Consider the following 20,509-nt stretch of genomic DNA (forward strand, 5'->3'; position numbering starts at 1 on the left):
CGTTTCACCGCCGAATTCGGCCGCAATGCTCGATACTTGTCCGCGCGGAAGGCAAAATCCGGGTGCGACTTAATCGCGTGACGATCGTTGAGCCGCCATTCCCAAAGGAGACGAATGATGAGCAACGACACCGACGTGTCCGTCCTGAACGGCCTGATCAAGACGACCCTCGACAGCATGAAGGGCTATGAGGACGCGGCCAAGGACGCCGAGAGCACGCAGTATGCGACGATGTTCGCCGACTTCGCACGCGATCGTGCCCAGGTTGCGACGAACCTGCAGGCGCAGGTCCGCGCACTCGGCAGCGAGCCCGAGATGGATTCGAGCATGCTCGCCGCAGCGCATCGCACCTTCATGGACCTGAAGCAGGCGCTGACCGGCAAGGACGACAAGGCGATCATCCTCGAGGTCGAGCGTGGCGAGGACCACATCAAGGCCAAGTATGAGGACGCGATGAAGGACGGCCAGCTGTCGCCCGCGTCGCTCGACGCGGTCACCAAGGGCTATGCCTCGGTCCGTGAAGGCCATGACAAGATGAGCGCGCTCAAGCACAGCCTCACCTGATCCGAAGGGGCGACCGGTCTCGGCCGGTCGCCCTTTTTCCTGCGCGCTATCCTGCCGCCTTGCGCAGGATCCGCGACAGGTCCTCGACCGAATAGGGTTTGTGCAGCAGCTCGAACCCGTCGGTACCATCCTGCGCCAGCACGTTGCTGTAGCCCGACGTCAGCACCACCGGCAGTCCGGGATGCGACGCCCGGATCGCCTTGGCCAGATCGATGCCGTTCATGCCCGGCATCACGACATCCGAAAACACGATGTCGAAGCGCGACGCGTCCTCGCCCAGCACCGCCAGCGCCTCCTGCGCATCCGCCGCCCAGACCGTCACATAGCCGAGCTCGGCAAGCGACTGGGTCGTGAACGTGCCGACGTCCTTGTTGTCCTCGACGACAAGCACGCAGGTGCCATGGCCGTCCGCCAGCCCCTCCGGGACCGCCCCCGGCAGGTTCGCGGTGCGCTCCTCCGCGCGCGGCAGATAGAGCGTGAAGACCGTGCCGCAGCCGACTTCGCTCTCGACAATGATGTCGCCATCGGACTGTTTGGCAAAACCGAACACCTGGCTGAGCCCGAGGCCGGTGCCCTGCCCGACCCCCTTTGTCGTGAAGAACGGCTCGAAGATCCGCTCGAGCTTCTCGGGCGGGATGCCCGACCCGGTGTCGCGCATCGAGATCGCGACGAACTGCCCCTCGACCGCCGGATGCGAGCGCACCGCGGGGATCATCGTGGCGGTCCGCAGCGCGATGTCGATCCGTCCGGCGCCGTCCATCGCATCGCGGGCATTGACCGCCATGTTGACCAGGGCGGTGTCGAGCTGGCTCGGGTCGACATTGGTGAAGCAGGGCGTGTCGGGCACGTCGATCGCGATCGTGATGCGCGATCCGGTCAGCGTGCCGAGCATGTCGGCGATGCTGCCGAGACTCTGGCCGACATCGATCACCTCGGGCTGGAGCGCCTGCCGCCGCGCAAAGGCGAGCAACTGCCCGGTCAGCTTGGCGGCGCGATCGGCGGTGTCCGAGATCGCGTCGATATAACGCTCGCGCCGTTCGGGCGGGAGGTCGGGGCGTTTGAGCAGGTCGGTCGCCGACCGGATCACGGTGAGCAGGTTGTTGAAGTCGTGCGCGACACCACCGGTCAGCTGGCCCACCGCCTCCATCTTCTGCGACTGGCGCAGCGCATCCTCGGCGGTCTGCAACTCGCTCGTCCGCGCGATCACTTGCTGCTCGAGCGATGCGGCGAGCGCGGCGAGCGCCTGTTCGGTGCGACGGCGCTCGGTAGCGATGCGGGTCCGATCCGCGACCTCGCGCGCGAACGCGACCTCGTCCGCGCGCCAGTGCCGCGCCCAGCCGCTGGCGAGATACAGCATCGCCACGATCCGGCCATTTTCGGTGATCGGCATGTTGATGATCGCACGGGCCTGCACCGCCTCGAGCGCAGCACTCGTCGCGTAGGTCCGCGGGTCGGCACGCGCATCGGTCACGCAGACCTCCTCGCCGCGCTTGAGGTCGTCGATATAGGTGCCGAAGTCGCGCAGCCTGAACGTTCCCGAAAGCTGGTCGACCCCCGGCGCGGTCCAGTCGCTGTGCACCGTCACGGTCTCGGCGTCCGGATCGATCTCGCCATAGCCGGTCCGGCTGAGGTCGATCGTCCGGCCGATGATCTGGACGGCCTGGTAGGAGATGTCGTCGGGGCAGTCGGTGTCGCGGAACATGTCGCCAAGCTCGACCAGCGCCGCGCGCATCATCTCGCCGCGGCGCTGGTCGGTGATGTCGGTCGACACGCCGGCGATGCGCAGCGCCTCGCCCGTGGCGGAATAAAAGGGCTGTCCGCGCGATCCGATCCACCGCAATTCGCCGTCCTGGCGGTAGATGCGGTAGACGACCTCGTAATCGGTCCCCTCCTCGACGCAGCGCCGGACCTCGGCGACGCTCAGCGCGCGATCGTCGGGATGGATCGCGGCCAGCCGGTCGTCATAGGAAAACGGCGCGTCCGTAGGCCGGCCGAAGATCTCCTTGCAGGTATCCGATGCGGTCAGCCGCTTCGTCGCGATCTCGAGGCTCCAGGTCCCGAACCGCGCCGCCTTGAGCGTGAAGGCGAGCTCGCGCTCATGCTCCTGCTGCTGCCGCAACCGGTCGGTCAGTTCCGCCATCAGCGAGGCGTTGCTGCTCTCGAGTCCCTTAAGCCGCTCACGCTCGAGCGTCACGTCGACCTGGCTGGCGAAGAAATAGGCGAGCACGCCGTGCGTGTCGAAGACCGGCGCCATCAGCAGCCGGTTCCAGAACGTCTCACCGTCCCTGCGGTGGTTCTGGATCTCGATCTCGATCGATTCGACCCGGCGGACCGCGTCGCGGATCCGGTCGATCGTCGCGAGATCGGTTTCCGGCCCCTGGAGGAACCGGCAGTTGCGCCCGAGTATGTCCTCGCGCGGATAGCCGGTGAGCCGGCAGAACGCGTCGTTGGTGAACACGATCGGATTGTCGGGCAGGCGCGGATCGGTGATGATCATCGGCATCCGCGTCGCCCGCACCGCCGCGACGAACGGGTCGGTGCCAAGGTCCTGCCCGATCAGCTCGGCGGCGATTCGCTCGGCGTCGGCCGTCAACGGACGAGCGCCGGGGTCGGCGCGGTCGGGTGTATCGTTCAAGACCGTCTACTCGCCCTTTGCACTAAGTCGCTGATATCTAGGCTACGCGCAAAGACACCGCAACGCCGGGCTGGCGTGACGAATAATCGAGATCAATATGCGACGAAGGGCGGCCGCGTGGTGCGGCCGCCCCTCCCCTCATCAGCGCACCGAACCGCGGCGCACCATGTTGACGATCGCGAGCAGGATCACCGCACCGACCAGCGAGATCAGGATCGACTGGATGTTGAGCGCGCCGTCCATGATCGAGGCGCCACCGATGAGCGGCGTGATCAGGAAGCCTGCGAGCAACGCGCCGACGATGCCGACGACGATGTTGAGGAAAACGCCCTGCTGTGCGTCGGTCCGCATGATCATGCTGGCGACCCAGCCGATGAGTCCGCCGACGACGAGAAGGATGATGAGGTTCATGATGAGGCTCCTGTTGATACTTGTACAGGCTGCTCAACGGACCGGGTGCGGCTAACGTTCAGTTCCGCCACGCATAGTGCTTTGCGACATTGGTGCAGGGATACTAGTCCGGTTGGTAGGTCGGGTCTGACTGTGAAGGAACCGGTCGTGCGCTCCAGCGCTGAGGAGGCATGACCAGTACCCCCGGCAAGCCGCTGCACGCCCCCACCCTGCACCATCTCGAACAGCTCATGGCCGGATTGCTCGAAGGGGTGATCCTGATCGACCCGACGGGCGTGATCCTGAGCGCCAACCCCGCCGCGCTCAAGATGCACGGCGTCCGCGGCGTCGGCGACCTAGGTGCGACCGCGGACGATTATGCCGCGCGGTTCGCCCTGCGCTACCGCGACGGGCGCAAGGTGCCGCGGCGCGAATATCCGCTGCTCCGGCTGCTCGCGGGCGAGAGCTTCCCCGACCTGATCGTCGAGGTCACGCCGCGCGACGCGGACGAACCATGCTGGGTCCATCAGGTCCGTGACATCGTCATGGACGAGGATGGCGGCGAGCCCGACTGCCTCGCGCTGGTGATCAGCGACGTGTCCGAGCGGTTCGACGCGGAGGACCGGTTCGAGGCGATGTTCCATGCCAATCCCGCCCCCGCGCTGATCATCCGCATCGCCGACCAGCGTTTCGTCCTGGTCAATCAGGGGTTTCTCGACCTGTCGGGCTATGACCGCGACGCGATCATCGGCAAGACGCTGTTCGATTTCGACTTTCTTGCAGATGTCGAGCGCAAGGCGTTCGTCAAGGCGTGCGTGGCGCGCGGCGAGGTCGTGCCACAGCTCGAGGCGGAGCTGCCGCTCGCCGGCGGCGACACCACGCTGGTCATCCTGGCGGGGCAGCCGATCGAGGTCGGCAACCGCGACTGCCTGTTGTTCACCTTCGCCGACCTCGAACCGCGGCGGCGCGCGGAACATGCGCTGAAGGCGAGCGAGCGGCATTTCGCCGCGGTGTTCGAGATGGCGCCGGTGGCAATGGTCGTGACCCAGACCGACGACAATCGCATCCTGCAGGTGAACGCGGCGTTCAAGACGCTGACCGGCTATGACGATCGCGCGGTGGTCGGCCGGGTCGCCGACGATCTTCAATTGTGGAACGATGCGGGCCAGCGCGAGCAGCTGGAAACCGAGATCCGCGCGCAGGGCGGGTTCCGCGGACAGGACGTCCGCCTGCTCCACAAGAATGGCGAGGCGCTCGACTGTCTCGCCTCCGCCGAAAACATGCGGATCGACGGCGATGCCTGCGTGCTCTGGCTCTATCAGGATATTACCGCGCGGCGGCGCGGCGAGCTCGAGCTGGTCGAGGCGATCGAGGCGGTGATGAAGGACGCCAACTGGCTCGGCCGGTCGATCATGGACAAGCTGGCGACGCTGCGGAACCCGCGCCCCGGCGCCGCCTCGGACGCGCCGCTGCTCGATCTCAGCAAGCGCGAGCGCGAGGTGCTCGAGCTGATCTGCCAGGATCTCGACGATGCCGCGATCGCCGAGCGGCTCGAACTGTCACGCAACACCGTGCGCAACCATGTCGCGCGGCTTTATGCCAAGATCGGCGTCAACCGGCGCAGCGCCGCGGTGGTCTGGGCGCATGAACGCGGGGTCGGCGCCTGAGACGGCGCGCGCCGCCCCGAAGGGCGGCGCGGCCGGTGGTCAGGCGGACTGCGGAATGATGCTGATCATCGCGTCCTCGCTCGGCTCCTTGGCGGGCTTGAGCTTGAGCGCCTGATCCGCGGTCACATGCCGCGTGCGCGTCGCCGGCTCGAGCGTCACGGTCTCGCCCGTCTCGAGCGACCGCTCGACCGCTGCCAGCACGCGCATGTCGAACAGGCCCTCCTGCCCATCGGCTTCGGGATGACGGTCGTTGAGGATGCAGTCGGAGAAATACTGCGTCTCGTTGCCGAACTGCTCGACCGGATCGAAGGCGTGCGTCTTCTCCTTGCCGTCCGCGGTGCGCTCGACATAGGTGATGCTCGTCGTCGGGCCGAACATGAAGGCGGGCGCGGCGTGGATGCTCGCCTTGGTGCCGACCAGCTCGAACCCCTCGGACGAGGCGGTCGCATAGCTGACGGTGAACTGCGCGATGCGGTCGTCGGCGAACTTCAGCGTCACCGCGACGGTGTCGTGAAAGTTGAAGCCGCGACCCGGCGTCTTCGTCCCGACCGCATGCACCGCGATCGGCTCCTGCCCGAACAGGTTGCGCACCGCGTTCAGCGGATAGGTGCCCATGTCGGGGACGGGCCCGCCCCAATAGCCGTTATGCCCGCGCGAATTCTCCTCGCGGACATTCTGCATGAAGGTCGACGAGAAGGCGCGCAGGTCGCCGAACTCGCCCGCCCGCGCGCGTGTGATCATCTCGACCGTGCCGGGTTCGTGATGCAGCCGGTAGGCGATCATCAGCTTGGCGCCGCCCTTCTTCTCGGCGGCGATGATTTGCTCGGCCTCCGCGACGCTCGACGCCATCGGCTTTTCGAGCAGGACATGGATGCCCGCCTGGAGCGCGGGGACGGCATATTGCATGTGCAGGAAATTGGGCGTCGCGATATAGACCGCGTCGATCTCGCCCGAGGCCAGCAGCTCGCCATATTGCTCGTAGGAATAGGCCTTGAGCTTGTAGAGCTTGGCCAGCTTGTCCGCCTTGACCGGGTCGCCGGTGACCAGTGCGGTCATTTCCGAATTATTGGTCCGCGCGATCCCCGGCATGAACGCCTGCTGCGAAATCTGCCCGCCGCCGACGACGGCGTAGCGCACCTTCTTGGTAAGTCCGAACATGACAGTCTCCGTGGTTCAGGAAGGATGGAATGAGGCTGGCAACTCCGCGCGACGCGGTTTTGTTGCACTGCACCCTGCGCGACGAAGCTGGCGGGCGAGGTCGTTACGGACGCGCGCGGATTATATGCCTGCGGTCTTGGGCGAACCGCCAGCGCGCGCGTTATCCTGTCGGCCATTTGCGGTCAGAGGACTGATAGTGCTGAAGTTTCTAGTGGCCGAAAGCGAAACACCCGAACAGCGCGACGCCCGCCGCGAGCATGCGGGAAAGAGCTCGGGCGAGACCTATGCGGCGACGCTCGAACAGCTCAGGCCCGATGCGCAGATCACGATCGTCGCACCCGCAGACGACGACGCGCGCGTGCTCGCGGCTGCCGAGATCGGCGATTTCGACGCGGTGTTCGTCACCGGCTCGCCGCTCCACGTCTATGACGACTCGCCCGAGGTGCAGCGCCAGCTCGCCTTCATGCGTGCGGTGTTCGCCTCGGGGACGCCGTCTTTCGGTTCCTGCGCGGGACTGCAGCTCGCGGTCGCCGCAGCGGGGGGCACGGTCCGCAAGATGCCGCAGACGATGGAGGCCGGGATCGCGCGCCGGATCACGCGGACGCAGGCGGGGCGCGATCACCCGCTGCTCGCCGGCCGCACGGAGAGCTGGGACGCACCCGCGATCCACGGCGACGAGGTCGAGCGGCTGCCGGACGATGCGACATTGCTCGCGAGCAACGCGGTCACCGCGATCCAGGCGGCCGAGATCCGGCATGACGGCGGGATTTTCTGGGGCGTGCAATATCACCCCGAACTGGCCCCGCGCGAAATCGCGATCGCGCTCCGCCGCCAGGCCGGCAGCCTGATCGAGGCGGGGCTCGCCGAGCGCGAGGCCGATGTCGAACAGCGCGCGGCCCAGCTCGATGCGCTGCACGACGATCCCGACCGCCGGTCGCTGCTCTGGCTGCTCGGCGTCGGCGACGATTTCGCGCAGGAGGCGGGTCGGCGGCTCGAACTCACCAATTTCCTGACGCATCTGGTCGAGCGGGGCGACTGACCCCTGCCCTTGCATTCTCACGCCGCGCCCACATCTGCCGTAGCGTAAGCAGCGCGATCTCCGGGGGGATCGTGCGCCGAACGGGGAATGGGGCGGATGTACGATCAACTGGCCGAGAGCGTCATGCTCGAAAGCGACAATGGCGATGTGCGGGCGATCCTCGAAAAGGTCGCGGCGCTGACCGGCATGGGGTTCGTCGCGGTCGCGCGCGTCACCGATACGCGCTGGATCGCCTGCCAGGTGCTCGACCAGATCGATTTCGGCATGTCGCCGGGCGACGAGCTGCGGATCTCGACGACGATCTGCGACGACATCCGCCAGTCGGGCAAGGCCGTCGTCATCGACGACGTGTCGACGAATGATCGCTGGCTGACGCACCCCGCGCCGTCGCTTTATGGCTTCAAGAGCTATGTCTCCTTCCCGATCCCGCTAGCCGACGGGTCGTTCTACGGTACGCTGTGCGCGATCGATCCGCGCCCGCGCCAGTTGAGCGGGCGCGAGACCGCCGCGGCGCTGGCGGGGTTCGCGGCGGAAGTCGGCGCGGTGCTGTCGCGGAACGTGCCCGCGGGCTGAGCGGGCCGGATCACCGAAGACCGAGCCAGTGTCGCGCCGCCGTCCAGTCGCGCAGCACCAGCCGCTCGACGACCAGCACCAGCAGCATCGACGCGCCGAACAGCGGCAAAGCCAGACCGAGCAGGATCAGCAGCGCCACGAACCCCGCCGCGACGCGCGGTCGCGGCCGCGCGGGTGGTGCGCCGAGCGTGTCGGCGGGCCGACGCCGCCACCACAGCACGACGCTGCTGACCGACACCAGCGCCAGCCCGATCGCGGTCAGCAGCCCGAGCAGCTGGTTCGCCCAGCCGAACAGCTGTCCCTCGTGCGCGGCGACGCCGTAACCGACGATCCGGTCGATCAGCCGGCGTTGCGCGAAGTCCTTGCGTGTCAGGATCGCGCCGGTCGCACCGTCGAGCGTCAGGTCGGTGCGCAGCGGCCGGTTCGCGGCATCGGACTTGGCGGTCCAGGGCTGGCCCGCGCCCGCCGGCGGCGCGATCAGGACCGGCGGCGCGAGCGCGAGCGGGCGCAGGGTCGCGATCAGCCGGTCAAGCGGCACGTCCGAGACCGCGGGATGCGCCATCGTCATCCCGCCATGTTCGGCATGCGCGCCCACCATCGCGCGGGTGCCGGCATCGGCGGCACCGCGCGCGCGAAGTTCCGCGGCCTGCCCCGCCGACCAGTCCTGCCTGACCACCCGCCCCTCGGCCACCGTCCGGATCGCCTTCAGGTAACTCCCCCAGCTCGCGGCCCAGGGCAGGCCCGATATGAGCAATGCGAGCGCGAAGACCGATACCCAGAGCCCGGTGACGCCGTGCAGGTCGCGCCAGAACCGCCGCCCGCCCGCGCGCAACCGCGGATAGACCACCCCCGCCAGCCCGCTGCCGCGCGGCCACCACAGGACCAGCCCCGACAGGATCATGACGATCGCCCAGGAAGCGGCGAGCTCGACCAGATAAGAGCCGGGCGTGCCGATCAGCAACTCACCGTGGAGCCGGAAGATGATCCGCATCAGCCGGCTGTCCTCGTCGACGCTGTGGAGGATCGCGAGCGTGTTCGGATGGACATAGACGCGCGTCTCGGTGGTGCCGGCGCCGACGATCACCTGCACCGCCTCGTCGGGCCGCTCGGGCAACTGATAGCGGTGGAGCACCGATCCCGGCACCGCGCGCACCGCCGCATCGGCCTGTCGCGCCGCCGAGGCGCGCGCGCCGTCCAGCGGGAGATGCGTATAGGGGCGATCGATCAGCGCCTCGATCTGCGGGCGGAACAGGTAGATCGAGCCGGTGACCGACAGCCACAGCACGAACGGAAGGCAGAACAGCCCGGCATAGAAATGCCAGCGCCAGATCGTCGGATAGCCCGGCCAGCCACGGCCGGGGCCGGGTCCGCCTGGAGAGGCCGGGGCGGCGGCGGGAGCGGACGCACGCATCAGAACCGCGCCTTCACGCCGGCATAGACGGTGCGCGGGACACCGGCATAGATCGACCCGGTCGCCGTCCGCAGCACCGCTTCCGGATTCTGCTGACCGGTCGTCGCGTTCAGGCTGTTCGCGATCACCGAGGCCGAGCCGACATAGGTCGTGTCGAACAGGTTCTGCACCGAGGCGAACAGCCGCAGCCGCGACCACACCCCCTCCCCCCTTGGTGGATCATAATGGAGGTTGAGATTGGCGAGCGTATAGCCCGCCACGCTCAGCAAATTGCCATTGTCGATCGCATAGCGATCGCGGTGGGTCAGCTCGACGAACCCGCCCAGCCCCGCCACCGCGCCACCCGGCTGGTCATAGCCGAACCGGACGTTGACGAAGGTCGGGATGACCCCGGGGATGCGGTTACCTGCGCGGTCGAACGTCGCCGACACCGCGCCCGACGTCAGCCGCTCGACGAATTCGGTATAGTGATGGTCGTTATAGCTGTAGCTCGCATCGATCCGCGCGCCTGGCAGCAGCGCGGGCAGCGGCGTCCAGCTGAGCCCGAGCTCGACGCCGCGGTGGACCGAGCGCGGCGCGTTGGTGGTATAGGCGAGCAAATTGACGCCCGCCGACTGGCTGACCTGTTCGTTGCGGAACCATTCGTAATAGCCCGTCACCTCGGCCTTCAGATTGGTCCCGAGCGCGACTTCGACGCCGAGGTCGATACCGGTGTTTCGCTGGGTCTTCAGCGTCACGTTGTTGCCCGGCACCCCCGCCGCGGTCACGAACAGCGCGCCGGCCTGCGGGATGCCATAGCCGGTGCCGACGCGCGCATGCAGGCGGACCGCGTCGATCGCCTGCCAGACGAGCGAGGCCTCGGGGGCGACGTTCCAGAAATGGCGCTCGGCGGGGATCACGCTCAGCACCGGGTTCGCGCCGAGCGGATAGGCATAGCCGGTCTGCGTCACGCCGATGATCGATCGCTCCGCGCCGATGCCGGCGATGAACTGGAGCCGCGACGTCAGGCTCAGCTCCTCGCGGGCGCGCGCGCCCATGTTGCGGACGTCGCCGAACACCGTCTGGGTCGGCGCGCCGATCCCGTCGCGGCCCGCGGGCGTCTTGTTAAAGCTGTAGCTCTGGTTATCGAGGTAATTGTAGAAGACGCCGACAAAGCTCGTCGCCGCCATTCCGAACAGCGTGCCGCGGTGCGTGACGTCGCTGGTGATGTTGTAGCTGTCGAGCGTCCCCTTGAACGGCGTCGCGCTGGTCGGCTGGTTGACGACGCGGCTGTCGAACGTCGCCTGGGTCCGCCACGTCGCGGTCGTGCTCAGGTCATGTTCGTAGCGGGTGCCGACGATCGTCCGGCGATCGTTGCGCGCAAGATCTGCCTCGGCCGCGGTCTGCGCGATCCGCGCGCCGTTGACGCCGTTGGCGAGCACCGAGATCGTCCCGCAGCCCGGCGCCGCGCCGACCCGCGTCGCGCAGCCGCGCTGATAGGGATTGGCGCGATACTGGTCGAGCGAGAGCCGCGTCGACAGCGCGAATTCGCCCTCGTTGTAGATGATCTTCGCGGTCAGCCGGTCGCGGTCCGAAATGGCATAGGTCGCCAGCGCGTTGATCGTCCCGGTCTCATACCCCGTATGCCCGGTCGACCCGTTCGCGCGGACGAAGCTGCCGAACAGCACATAGTCGAAATCCGCGCCGGCATCGCCGATCGTCGCATAGACATTGGCATAGCCGTCGCTGCCCGTGTCGATGCCGATCTCGGCGCCGTCGATGTCGCGACCGCGTCGGGTGCGGAAATTGACCGCGCCGCCGATCGCGTAATTGCCATAAAGTGCGGAGGACGGCCCGCGGACCACGTCGACCGCGCCGTAAGCATGCGGATCGGTCAGGTCGAACCGCGCCAGCCCGTCGGGCTGGGTGACGGGGAAGTCATCCTCGAACACCTGGATGTTGCGCGCGCCGAAGCTGTTGCGCGCGTTCGAGCCGCGGATCGACACGCCGACGTCGCGCGGGCCGTTGCCCTGGATGACGACGACGCCGGGCGACAGCTTGACGATGTCGGCGATCGTCGTCGCGGGGGTGTTGCGGAACGCGGCGTCGTCGATCGTCGTGACGGTCTGCCCGGTCACGCGCGTCGTCAGCGACAATGCGTTGCCGGTGACGATGATGTCGTCACCGTCAATCGCCACGGCGGCGGTACGCCGCGGCGCCTCCGCCGGGCCGCTCGGTTCGTCGAGGCGGCGCAGTTCGGCATCGATCGCGGCACGATCGCGCAGCAGCGCCGCACGCCGGGCTGCGATATCGGCATTCTGGGCGGCAGGGAGAGGCGCAGCCGCGATCGGCGCGGCACAGGCGATCGCGGAGATCGCCGCCATGAGATGGCATCGGGACATGGGAATTCCTGGTCGGACGCGGCCGGGTCCCGTCGGGACCGGGTCATGTAGGGGTCGCGGGCAGCCGCCCCCCGCCCGCACTTCGGCGGACAGGGTCGGCATCGCATCGGGTCACCGCGCGGCCCGTTCGGGGCGTCGCGCCGGCAACCGCTCAACCGCGGACCGGAGGACCTCGCAAGGGGGGACGCAGAAACTCGGGTGCGCGCGCGACGACCGGGGTCGCAACGCGGAAGACGGTGGCGACGACGAATGCGATCGCCAGCGCGAGCAGCACCGGATCGGCCGCGGCCAGCGCCGCCGTCGTCAGGCCGGAAAAGGCGCAGGGCATCTCGCGGCCCGCATGCTGAGTCTTGTCCGGGTCATGCGTCATCCCCGGCATCGCCGCGTGCGTCGTCTGCGACGTCGCCGTCGCGAGGGGGGAAGGCCCCGCCCCGGCACATAACTGGATCGTGAGCACGCCGTTCGTCACGACCGGCATGAACCCGCCCGGCACGAGGATCTTCATCGCCAGCGCGACCACGACCAGCCATGCGGCGAGCGCAGGATGATCGCGGAGCAGGCGGCGAAGCGGTGTCACGCGCCCGTCCTAGCGGGTCGGCGCGGATCTGTCGCCGGTCGTCGCGCGGGTCGGGCCATCCGCCTGTCCCGCCGCTGGACGCCCCGCTCCGCGCAGCTCGGCGATCCGCGGGCAGCCGCCGCCGGGCGGCGCATCGCCGGTCCAGCTGAGCCGGTAGCGGACGAGCAGCCCGTCATGATCGGACAGCTTCGGGCTGCCCGGCGCGCCGTCGAACATCGCGCGGACCGCGACCGGCACGATGCGGATGCGCGTACCCTGCGCAAAGAACTGGAGATCCTGCGTGTCGAGCCACGGCGCGTCGCCGTCCCAGGACAGTGATACCGCACAGGCTGCGCGCGCCTGGCAATATTCATGGACCAGACCGAACGGGTGATGCAGCCGGAAATCGTCGAACCGCGCGGGCGACCGGCGCATGTTGAAATCGCCGCCCAGGATCATCGGCCGCGAAGGGGTGCGGCGCGCGGCGAGAAACGCCTCGAGCTCGCGGGTCTGCGCGCGGTGCGCGGCGCGGTGCCGCGCGGGTGCGACCTTCGACGCCTTGCGCGCATTCATGTGCGTGTTGGCGATGTCTATTCCCTCGGGAACGCCGGGCACCGCGAGCGTCGCCAGCACCACGCCCTTGTTCGACAGACAGTCGAACCCCGCACAGGCCCGCCGCGAATAGGGATCGCGCGCGACGCCGGTGATCGCGAAGCGGCTGGCGATGACCAGTCCCGAGCTCATCAGCCGCACGCCCAGCTCGCCCTTCGCCAGCTTGGCACGCCCGGGCAGCCGGTCGTCCTGCGAATAGACGCTGCGCCTCGTCCGTGACGGTCCGCTCGCGAGCGACGGATAGCCGGTGGCGACCACCCCGCGCACCGCCGCGCGCGAGAAGACCTCCTGGAACAGCACCACGTCGGGCGCGGTCCCGGCCACGCGCAGATCGCGCAGGATCCGCCCGATCGCCGCGAGATCGCGCCCGCGCCCCGACCGCGCGGGCCATTGCAGCCCCTCGATATTATAGGTCAGCACGTCGATCGTCGTGCTGCGTTCGCCCGATGCCGCGATCTGGATCGCAGGCGGCCCGCCGCCCTCCCCGGCGTCGACGCCGCCACAGGGCAGCGTCCGGAACCGCGGCAAGCTGCCGCACCCTGCGAGGCCGAGCGTGAGCGCGACCCCCAGCAGGATGCGGCCTGGAATCACCTACCAGCTCAGCCCGGCGCGGGCGTAGAGATAGCGGCCGTTGAAGCCGAACGGCGAGTAATAGGGGAAGCCGATCACGCCGGTCGTGTTGTTCGCCGTGACGGTCGCATCGGGATAGACGTCGAACAGGTTGCTGACGCCCAGCCCGAGCTGCGCGCCCTTGGTCGCCTGATAGCGAAGCTCGACATCGGTGATGACGTGCTTGCCGCTGTGCACGTCCGCGGCGGGCGTCGTCCCCGGCTGGTTGACGTCGCCATAATAGGTGACGCGGGCGAGCGCGCCGAGCTGGTCGAGCGACCAGTCGATCGAGCCGGTGACCTTCTCGCCCGGCGTGCCGTCCTCGAGCGTCAGGATCCGGCTGCGCGCGAACAGCGTCGGTGCAGGGTCGAGCGTCGAGGTCGAGGTCGGGACGCGCGTCACCTTGCCGTCGTTGATGTTGCCCGCCACCGTCAGGTCGAAATTGCCCGCCGCCACGGTCCGCACGCGGTAATGCGCGACCGCGTCGATGCCCTTGGTGGTCGAGGCGAGACCGTTGATGAAGAACCGCGCCGCGGTCGCGCCCGATCCGGCGAGCAGCGTGGCGATCTGCGCGTTGACCTCGGGGGACTGGGTCGCCGCGGTGGTGATGTTCTCCGACAGCCCGATCTGGTTGCGGATGTGGATGCGATAGGCGTCGACGGTCAGGTCGAACCCGCCGAACCGCAGCACCGTGCCGAGCGACAGGTTGGTCGATTTCTCGGGCTCGAGCGGCAGTCCGCCGAGCCGCGCCGCGACCGGGCTGACCGAGGGGAAGGTGCCCGTCTGGATCGGCGCGCCATTCTGGATCACGGTCGAGATCGACGTGAAATATTGCTGCTGCAACGCCGGCGCGCGGAAGCCGGTCGAGGCCGTTCCGCGCACCGCGATCCACGGCGCGACGTCATAGCGTGCGGAGATCTTGCCGGTCCCGGTCGAGCCGAAGTCGGAATAATCCTCGCCGCGCCCCGCCAGCCCGATCAGCAGCGCGTCGGTCACCTGCGCCTCGAGATCGAGATAGGCGCTGAAGTTGCGGCGATTGCGGTCGACGACATTGTCGGTCGAGAAGCCGCCAAACCCCTGCGCCCCCACCGCCGCGCCCGCGACCGCGCCCGTCACGGGCGTGGTGTAGGAGGCGCGTTCGCCCGCCTGGATCTCGAAACTCTCGCGCCGCGCCTCGAGCCCGAAGGCAACGTTGAGCCCCTGCAGCACGTCGAGCTTGCGGTTGACGTCGAGCCCGGCGACCAGCTGGCCATAGATCAGCGCGCCGTCCGAAAAGTCCTGCGGCGTCGCGGCGCCATAGGCATAGTTGGCGGAATTGAGCGTGCGGAACCCGATCTTGTTGCGGCCATAGCTGACGTTCAGGTCGACGCTCCAGTCCGCGACCTCGCCCTTGATCCCGACCGCCGAATTGATGTCGCGCGACTTGGTGTTGATCAGCGGCAGGAAGCCGTCGGGATAGCCGGCCAGCGCGGTCGTCGCGCTCGCCAACCGCGGGAAGGCCGCGCTGCGCGTGTCGCGGTCCTGATAGCCGAACCAGCCATAAAGGCCCCAGCTTCCCGTCAGCGTCGTGCCGGCATTGGCGAAGACGCTATATTGCTCGACCTGCGGATCGCCGAAGCGTCCGGTGACGCGGGTCGGGGTGACGCGCGGATCGAAATCGGCGCGGTTGGTCGCCTGGCGGTTCAGATATTCGCCCGACAGCGTCAGGAACCCGTCCTCGCCAAAGCCCAGCCCCTGCCAGCCCGAGACCGTCACGGCATGCTCGCCGGTCGTGCTGCGGCTGCCGCGCGCGGTATCGATGTCGGTGTTGTAGAAGCCGTAATTGACCGTCGCGCCGCCGCCCGAACGCGCTTCGCGCAGCCGCAGGTTGACGACGCCCGCGATCGCATCCGACCCATATTGCGCCGATGCACCGTCGCGCAGCACCTCGATCCGGTCGAGCGCGACGGTCGGGATCGTGTTCAGATCGACTGCCGCCGAGCCGCGGCCGACCGAACCGCCGATGTTGAGCAGCGCCGCGGTATGCCCGCGCACGCCGTTGATCAGCACCAGCGTCTGGTCGGGCGACAGGCCGCGCAGCGTCGCCGGGCGGATCGCATCGGTGCCGTCGACCGCGGACGCGCGCGGGAAGTCGATCGACGGGGCGATCGCCGACAGCGCGGCGCCGAGCTCGGTCGTGCCCTGGCGCTGGAGCGACGCGCCGCTCAGCACGTCGACCGGCGACACGCTGTCGAGCCGCGACCGGCCGACCGCGCGCGTCCCCGTGACGATGATCTCGTCCTGCGCGACCGGCGCTGCGCCGTCAGGCCCCGCCGCGGGGGGTGCATCCTGCACGGTCTCCGCAGGCGCGGGCGCGACCTGCGCGTCGGCTTGCGCGGCCACGAAAGCGAGAGTCGAGGCGGCCAGCGCCAGCGCGGTACGATAGGCAGTCATGTCGAAGTCCCTGTTGGCGATCGTTCTGTGACGATCTTTCGCGTGCACGAAGATGCACAACGCATTCACCCGGCCCGATAGGTCCCAAGCGACTGTGCGATAAGTGAAAAGAATGCGCGACCGGATGCGCGGGCTGCAACGGGGCATCGCGGCGGCGACATCGAACCGTCACCGTAACGACGCGGCCACGTCACGGATCTGGTTAATGGATCCCCCCGAGGCTGCGCGGTCGCGGCCAAGGGGACGCTTCATGACCTATCTCTCCACCTTGCTCACGGGCGTCGCCGCGGTCGCGCTCGGGATCGGCCTCGCGGTCACGGCACCCGCCGCCGCGCAGACCGCGGGCGACCCTGCATCGCTGCCGGTCGCGACGCCCGCCGCCGACGCGCCGCCGGGTGACGAGATCGTCGTGCTCGGCTTTGGCGAGAGCCGTCAGGTGCAGAGCGTGACCGCCGCCGATCTCTCGCGGCTGACGCCGGGGTCGAGCCCCTTGAAGGCGATCGAGAAGCTGCCGGGCGTCAATTTCCAGGCCGCCGATCCGTTCGGCGCCTATGAATGGGCGGTCCGTATCTCGCTGCGCGGGTTCAACCAGAACCAGCTCGGCTTCACGCTCGACGGCGTGCCGCTCGGCGACATGAGCTATGGCAACGTCAACGGCCTGCACATCAGCCGCGCGATCATTTCGGAAAACGTCGCGCGGACCGACGTGGCGCAGGGCGCAGGCGCGCTCGGCACCGCTTCGACCAGCAATCTGGGCGGTACGATCGAGTTCTTCAGCGACAAACCGCGCGACACGCTGAACGTCACCGGCGGCGGCACCTATGGTTCGAACGACACCTATCGCGGCTTCGCACGGATCGACAGCGGCGATCTCGGCGGCGGGCTGAAGGGCTATCTGAGCTACGGGTTTCTCACCACCGACAAGTGGAAGGGCGCGGGCGTCCAGCGCCAGCACCAGGCGAACGGCAAGATCGTCAAGGATCTGGGCAGCCTCGGCAGCCTGTCGGCGTTCCTCAACTTCTCCGACCGGCGCGAGCAGGATTATCAAGATCTGAGCTACGACATCATCCGCCGCCGGGGGCTGGGCAACGACAACATCGCCGACAATTATCCGCTCGCGCTGCAGATCGCAAAGGTCGCGCAGAACCAGGCGGCAGCAGCGGCCGGCGCGGCGCAGCCCTGGGCGGGCGTCGGCACCGCGTTTCCCGCCGGGATCGGCACGGTCGACGACGTCTATTTCGACGCCGCGGGCGTCCGTCGCGATTATCTGGGCGGGGTCACGTTCGACGCCAACCTCACCCCCGGGCTGACGCTCAGGACCACCGGCTATTATCACGACAACAAGGGCCAGGGATCGTGGATCACGCCCTATTCGCCGACGCCGGCCGGCGCCGCCAATGCCGATGGCACGCCGATCGCCGCCGCCAGCCCGCTCGGCTTCCGCACCACCGAATATGCGATCAAGCGCGGCGGCGCGCTCAGCAACCTCGCCTATGAAACGGGCGCGAACACGCTCGAACTCGGCGGCTGGTATGAAAGCAACACTTTCACCCAGGCGCGCCGCTTCTACAGCATGACCGATACCGCGACGCCGAACCGCGACGTGCTGAAGTTCCAGGACAATCCCTATGCGACGCAATGGGACGGCAAATACACCACCGACACGATCCAGTATCATGTCGGCGACACGCTCCGCCTCGCCGACGATCGGCTGACCCTCAACGCCGGGTGGAAGGGCTTCACCGTCACCAACCGTGCGATCATGCTGCCCGCGACGACCTCGCCGCTCGCGGTCGGGCGGATCTCCGCCAAGGACTGGTTCCAGCCCCAGGCCGGGCTGCTCTTCAAGCTCGCGCCAGGCACCGAGCTGTTCGCGGACTATAAGGAAAACGTCCGCGCCTATGTCTCGTCGGCGACGACCGGGCCGTTCTCGACCACGCAGGCCGGGTTCAACGCGATCCGCGACCGGCTGAAGCCCGAACGGTCGAAGACCGCGGAGGGCGGGCTGCGGTTCCGCCAGGGCCCGGTCCAGGCCTCGGCGGTCGGCTATTATATCGACTTCTCGAACCGGCTGCTGGGCTTTGCTAATGGCGCGGGGATCATCGGCAACCCGGCGACGCTCAACAATGTCGGCAGCGTCCGGACCTATGGCGCGGAGGTCGCGCTGACCTACCGCGTGTTCACGCCGCTGTCGCTGTTCGCGAGCTACTCGTACAACAACTCGCAATATGCCGACGACGTGCTCGACGCGCGCGGCGCCGTGCTGGTCGCGACCGACGGCAAGACCGCGGTCGACAGCCCCGAGCACATGGTCAAGGGCGAGATCGTGTTCGAACAGTCGGGCGTCACCGCACGCGTCGGCGCGGACTATATGAGCAAGCGCTACTTCACCTATCTGAACGACCAGTCGGTGCCGGGCCGCGTGCTCGTCGATGCCAGCATCGGCTACCGCTTCGAGGGGGACGGCCCGCTCCACGGCGTCTCGATCGAGGGCAGCGTCACCAACCTGACCGACAAGGGCTATATCTCGACGATCGGCTCGAACGGCTTCACCGCCAGCGGCGACAACCAGACGCTGCTGGCCGGCGCGCCGCGCCAGGTGTTCGTGTCGCTGAAGAAGGGGTTCTGACGCGCGGGCCGGATCGGGACGCTGACGCCCCGGTCCGGCACGCCCGCGTTCAGAACGCTGCGGACAGCCCCGCGAACGCGGTCACGCTGTCGCGGTCGTCGCGCAGCGCATAGCCCGCGACGCCCGCGCGCAGCGACAATGCGCCCGCGACCTGTCCGTCGACCCCCATCGCATAGCTCATGTAATTGCGATCGGCGCGTTCGACGCTGCTGGTGAAGCGGATCGGCGCGCCGGTCGGGGTCATCGTCAGGGTGCGGGGATCGTCGTCGAACTCGCGCTCATAGCCTGCCCGCACGAACACGCGGACCGGCTCCCCCGGCAGCGACCGCACGACCGCGCCGAACCGACCGGTCAGGCTCTCGATCTGCTGGCGACCGAACGCGGCCGCGGTCGACAGCCCGCCCGCCTCGGCATAGCCTGCCAGCCGCACCCGGTCATATTGCACCGCCAGATCGGGCCCGAAGGCGAGGCCGCCGGTGCGGACGAGGTCGAGCGCCCCCGTGATCCGGCCCGCGACATAATTGCCGTCGGTCTCGCCGTCATGCGTGCGGATCGTCGGCCCGAGCTGCACGCTGCGCCGGATCTGGCGATAGTCGATCTCGCCATAGGTCCCGTCCGCCAGCAGCCGGACCGGCCCCAGCTCGCCGCGCGCATAGCCGCTCGCGGACCAGGCGCGCGGCTTGTAGCGTCCCGCACCGTTCTGGAAATCGCCCGTCCCGTCCGAATAGGCACCCGCGATCCCGACGCCCGATGCCGCGCCGATCGCGAGGTCCGCACCCAGCGTCCCGCTGAAGCCCCGCTCGGTGATCCCCACGCGCTGCGCCGAATTGCCGCTCGCGTAATAATGATAGGCCGCTCCGCCGAACACCGACAGCGCGCGACCGTCACGCTGCGACCCGCCGCGTTCGGGCCCCTCGAGCAGGTCGCGTTGCGCGCGGAACATCGCCTGCGCCGCATAGCCGAGCCCGGCGATCTGCTCGGGCGCCTGGACGAGGCTGGCGATCGCCTGCCCCTGGATCCGCTGGGTGATGCCCGCGGGGTGGACGCTGTCGGCGAGGATATAGGTCTCGTTCGCATTGGGCGTGACCAGGGTCGCACGCGTGCAGGCGAGCGACGAGGGCACGGTGCAGGCGACCCCGGTGATGTTGGTGTAGCCATAGGTCGCCGGGCTCGTCACCAGTTCGTTGAACAGCCGGTCGGTATCGAAATACAGCGCGTTGACGTTCGCCGCCGCGAGCGCTGCCGCATAGGTCCGGTTGAACAAAGCGAGCCCCGCCGCGCCGCCGGTCTGCACCGCCATCGTCACGATCCGCTGCGCTCCCGCGGCCTGCAGCCGGCTGACCTGCGTGGCGAGCTGAGTCGCGGCGGTGGTCAGGATCTCCGGGTTCGCGCCGCCCCCGGCCAGGAACGCGAAATAGTCGTTGCCGCCGCCCTGCACATAGACGAGGTCGCGCGGCCCGAACGTGCCGCCCGCGCCGAGGAAGTTGGTGATCTGAGTCGTGATCGGAATCGACAGCGCGTTCGCCGCGGTCACGCGCGCGCCGCCGACCGCATAGTTGGTGCCGCCCTGGCCATAGACCGGGGTCAGCGGCAGCCCGAGCCGCGCCGCGAGCACTTCGGGCGCCACCGGATCGGGATTGGTCGTGAAGCTGCCCGCGTCGCGCGGCAACCGCGGGTCGAGCGTCAGATAATAGCCCCCGTCGGCCAGGCTGTCGCCGAACACGACCATGCGGTTGACCGGCGCGGCGGCGGCGGTCGCGCCACTCGCGGTCTGGGCTCGCGCGGGGGATGCGATCGCCAGGGTCGTGCCCAGCAGCGCCGCGACGGCGGACGTCGTTTTCATAGATCCTCT

At 68.5% G+C, this 20,509-nt stretch carries 14 protein-coding genes; 5 read left to right on the top strand and 9 right to left on the bottom strand.

The annotated features are described in order from the left end of the window. Window positions 1-117 precede the first annotated feature (117 nt). Window positions 118-564: a PA2169 family four-helix-bundle protein gene (locus tag NEF64_RS13010; RefSeq protein WP_234387285.1), complete on the top strand. Its 447-nt coding sequence runs from the start codon at window positions 118-120 to the stop codon at window positions 562-564. Window positions 565-610: 46 nt separating this feature from the next. Here the strand turns inward: NEF64_RS13010 and NEF64_RS13015 are convergent, their stop codons facing one another. Together NEF64_RS13015 and NEF64_RS13020 are read right to left on the bottom strand one after the other, a co-directional pair. Next, window positions 611-3,199, bottom strand: a complete 2,589-nt coding sequence (locus NEF64_RS13015; RefSeq protein WP_031393552.1) for a PAS domain-containing protein — start codon at window positions 3,197-3,199, stop codon at window positions 611-613. Between the two features lie 141 nt (window positions 3,200-3,340). Next, complete coding sequence (locus NEF64_RS13020) at window positions 3,341-3,610, bottom strand: GlsB/YeaQ/YmgE family stress response membrane protein (RefSeq protein WP_031393553.1); 270 nt, start codon at window positions 3,608-3,610, stop codon at window positions 3,341-3,343. Between the two features lie 170 nt (window positions 3,611-3,780). On the opposite strand from NEF64_RS13020, the gene NEF64_RS13025 reads away from it, so the two are divergent. After that, window positions 3,781-5,256 carry a helix-turn-helix transcriptional regulator gene (locus NEF64_RS13025; protein WP_043156603.1) on the top strand — a complete coding sequence of 492 codons (1,476 nt, stop codon included), beginning with the start codon at window positions 3,781-3,783 and terminating at the stop codon, window positions 5,254-5,256. Window positions 5,257-5,295: 39 nt separating this feature from the next. Here the strand turns inward: NEF64_RS13025 and NEF64_RS13035 are convergent, their stop codons facing one another. After that, window positions 5,296-6,414: a Gfo/Idh/MocA family protein gene (locus NEF64_RS13035; protein ID WP_056405586.1), complete on the bottom strand. Its 1,119-nt coding sequence runs from the start codon at window positions 6,412-6,414 to the stop codon at window positions 5,296-5,298. A 196-nt stretch (window positions 6,415-6,610) separates the two neighbouring features. Between NEF64_RS13035 and NEF64_RS13040 the strand changes: the two genes are divergently transcribed. After that, window positions 6,611-7,453 (top strand): type 1 glutamine amidotransferase, encoded by an 843-nt coding sequence (locus NEF64_RS13040; protein ID WP_056405585.1) that lies wholly within the window; start codon window positions 6,611-6,613, stop codon window positions 7,451-7,453. A gap of 96 nt (window positions 7,454-7,549) precedes the next feature. Beyond that, window positions 7,550-8,026, top strand: coding sequence for a GAF domain-containing protein (locus NEF64_RS13045; protein ID WP_056405584.1), 477 nt, complete (start codon window positions 7,550-7,552; stop codon window positions 8,024-8,026). 10 nt (window positions 8,027-8,036) lie between these two features. On the opposite strand, the gene NEF64_RS13050 is transcribed toward NEF64_RS13045, so the two are convergent. The 5 genes from NEF64_RS13050 to NEF64_RS13070 all read right to left on the bottom strand — a co-directional run bounded on the left by NEF64_RS13050 (window position 8,037) and on the right by NEF64_RS13070 (window position 16,028). Then, on the bottom strand, window positions 8,037-9,437 hold the full coding sequence (locus NEF64_RS13050; protein ID WP_056405583.1) for a PepSY-associated TM helix domain-containing protein: 1,401 nt from the start codon (window positions 9,435-9,437) through the stop codon (window positions 8,037-8,039). Next, on the bottom strand, window positions 9,437-11,800 hold the full coding sequence (locus NEF64_RS13055; protein WP_235516289.1) for a TonB-dependent receptor family protein: 2,364 nt from the start codon (window positions 11,798-11,800) through the stop codon (window positions 9,437-9,439). Before NEF64_RS13055 ends, NEF64_RS13050 begins: the two co-directional genes overlap by 1 nt. A gap of 169 nt (window positions 11,801-11,969) precedes the next feature. Next, complete coding sequence (locus tag NEF64_RS13060; protein ID WP_056405581.1) at window positions 11,970-12,395, bottom strand: DUF2946 family protein; 426 nt, start codon at window positions 12,393-12,395, stop codon at window positions 11,970-11,972. Window positions 12,396-12,404: 9 nt separating this feature from the next. Beyond that, a complete protein-coding gene (locus tag NEF64_RS13065; RefSeq protein WP_162235350.1) occupies window positions 12,405-13,577 on the bottom strand; it encodes an endonuclease/exonuclease/phosphatase family protein in 1,173 nt (390 codons plus the stop codon). Further along, window positions 13,578-16,028, bottom strand: a complete 2,451-nt coding sequence (locus tag NEF64_RS13070) for a TonB-dependent receptor plug domain-containing protein (protein ID WP_252573845.1) — start codon at window positions 16,026-16,028, stop codon at window positions 13,578-13,580. A gap of 250 nt (window positions 16,029-16,278) precedes the next feature. Here NEF64_RS13070 and NEF64_RS13075 point away from each other — a divergent pair, with 250 nt between their 5' ends. Beyond that, on the top strand, window positions 16,279-18,657 hold the full coding sequence (locus NEF64_RS13075; RefSeq protein WP_252573847.1) for a TonB-dependent receptor: 2,379 nt from the start codon (window positions 16,279-16,281) through the stop codon (window positions 18,655-18,657). Between the two features lie 49 nt (window positions 18,658-18,706). On the opposite strand, the gene NEF64_RS13080 is transcribed toward NEF64_RS13075, so the two are convergent. Then, on the bottom strand, window positions 18,707-20,500 hold the full coding sequence (locus NEF64_RS13080; protein ID WP_056405578.1) for an autotransporter domain-containing protein: 1,794 nt from the start codon (window positions 20,498-20,500) through the stop codon (window positions 18,707-18,709). Between the last annotated feature and the right edge of the window lie 9 nt (window positions 20,501-20,509).

The sequence above is a fragment of the Sphingomonas aerolata genome, from assembly GCF_023935825.1.
Classification (GTDB): domain Bacteria; phylum Pseudomonadota; class Alphaproteobacteria; order Sphingomonadales; family Sphingomonadaceae; genus Sphingomonas; species Sphingomonas aerolata.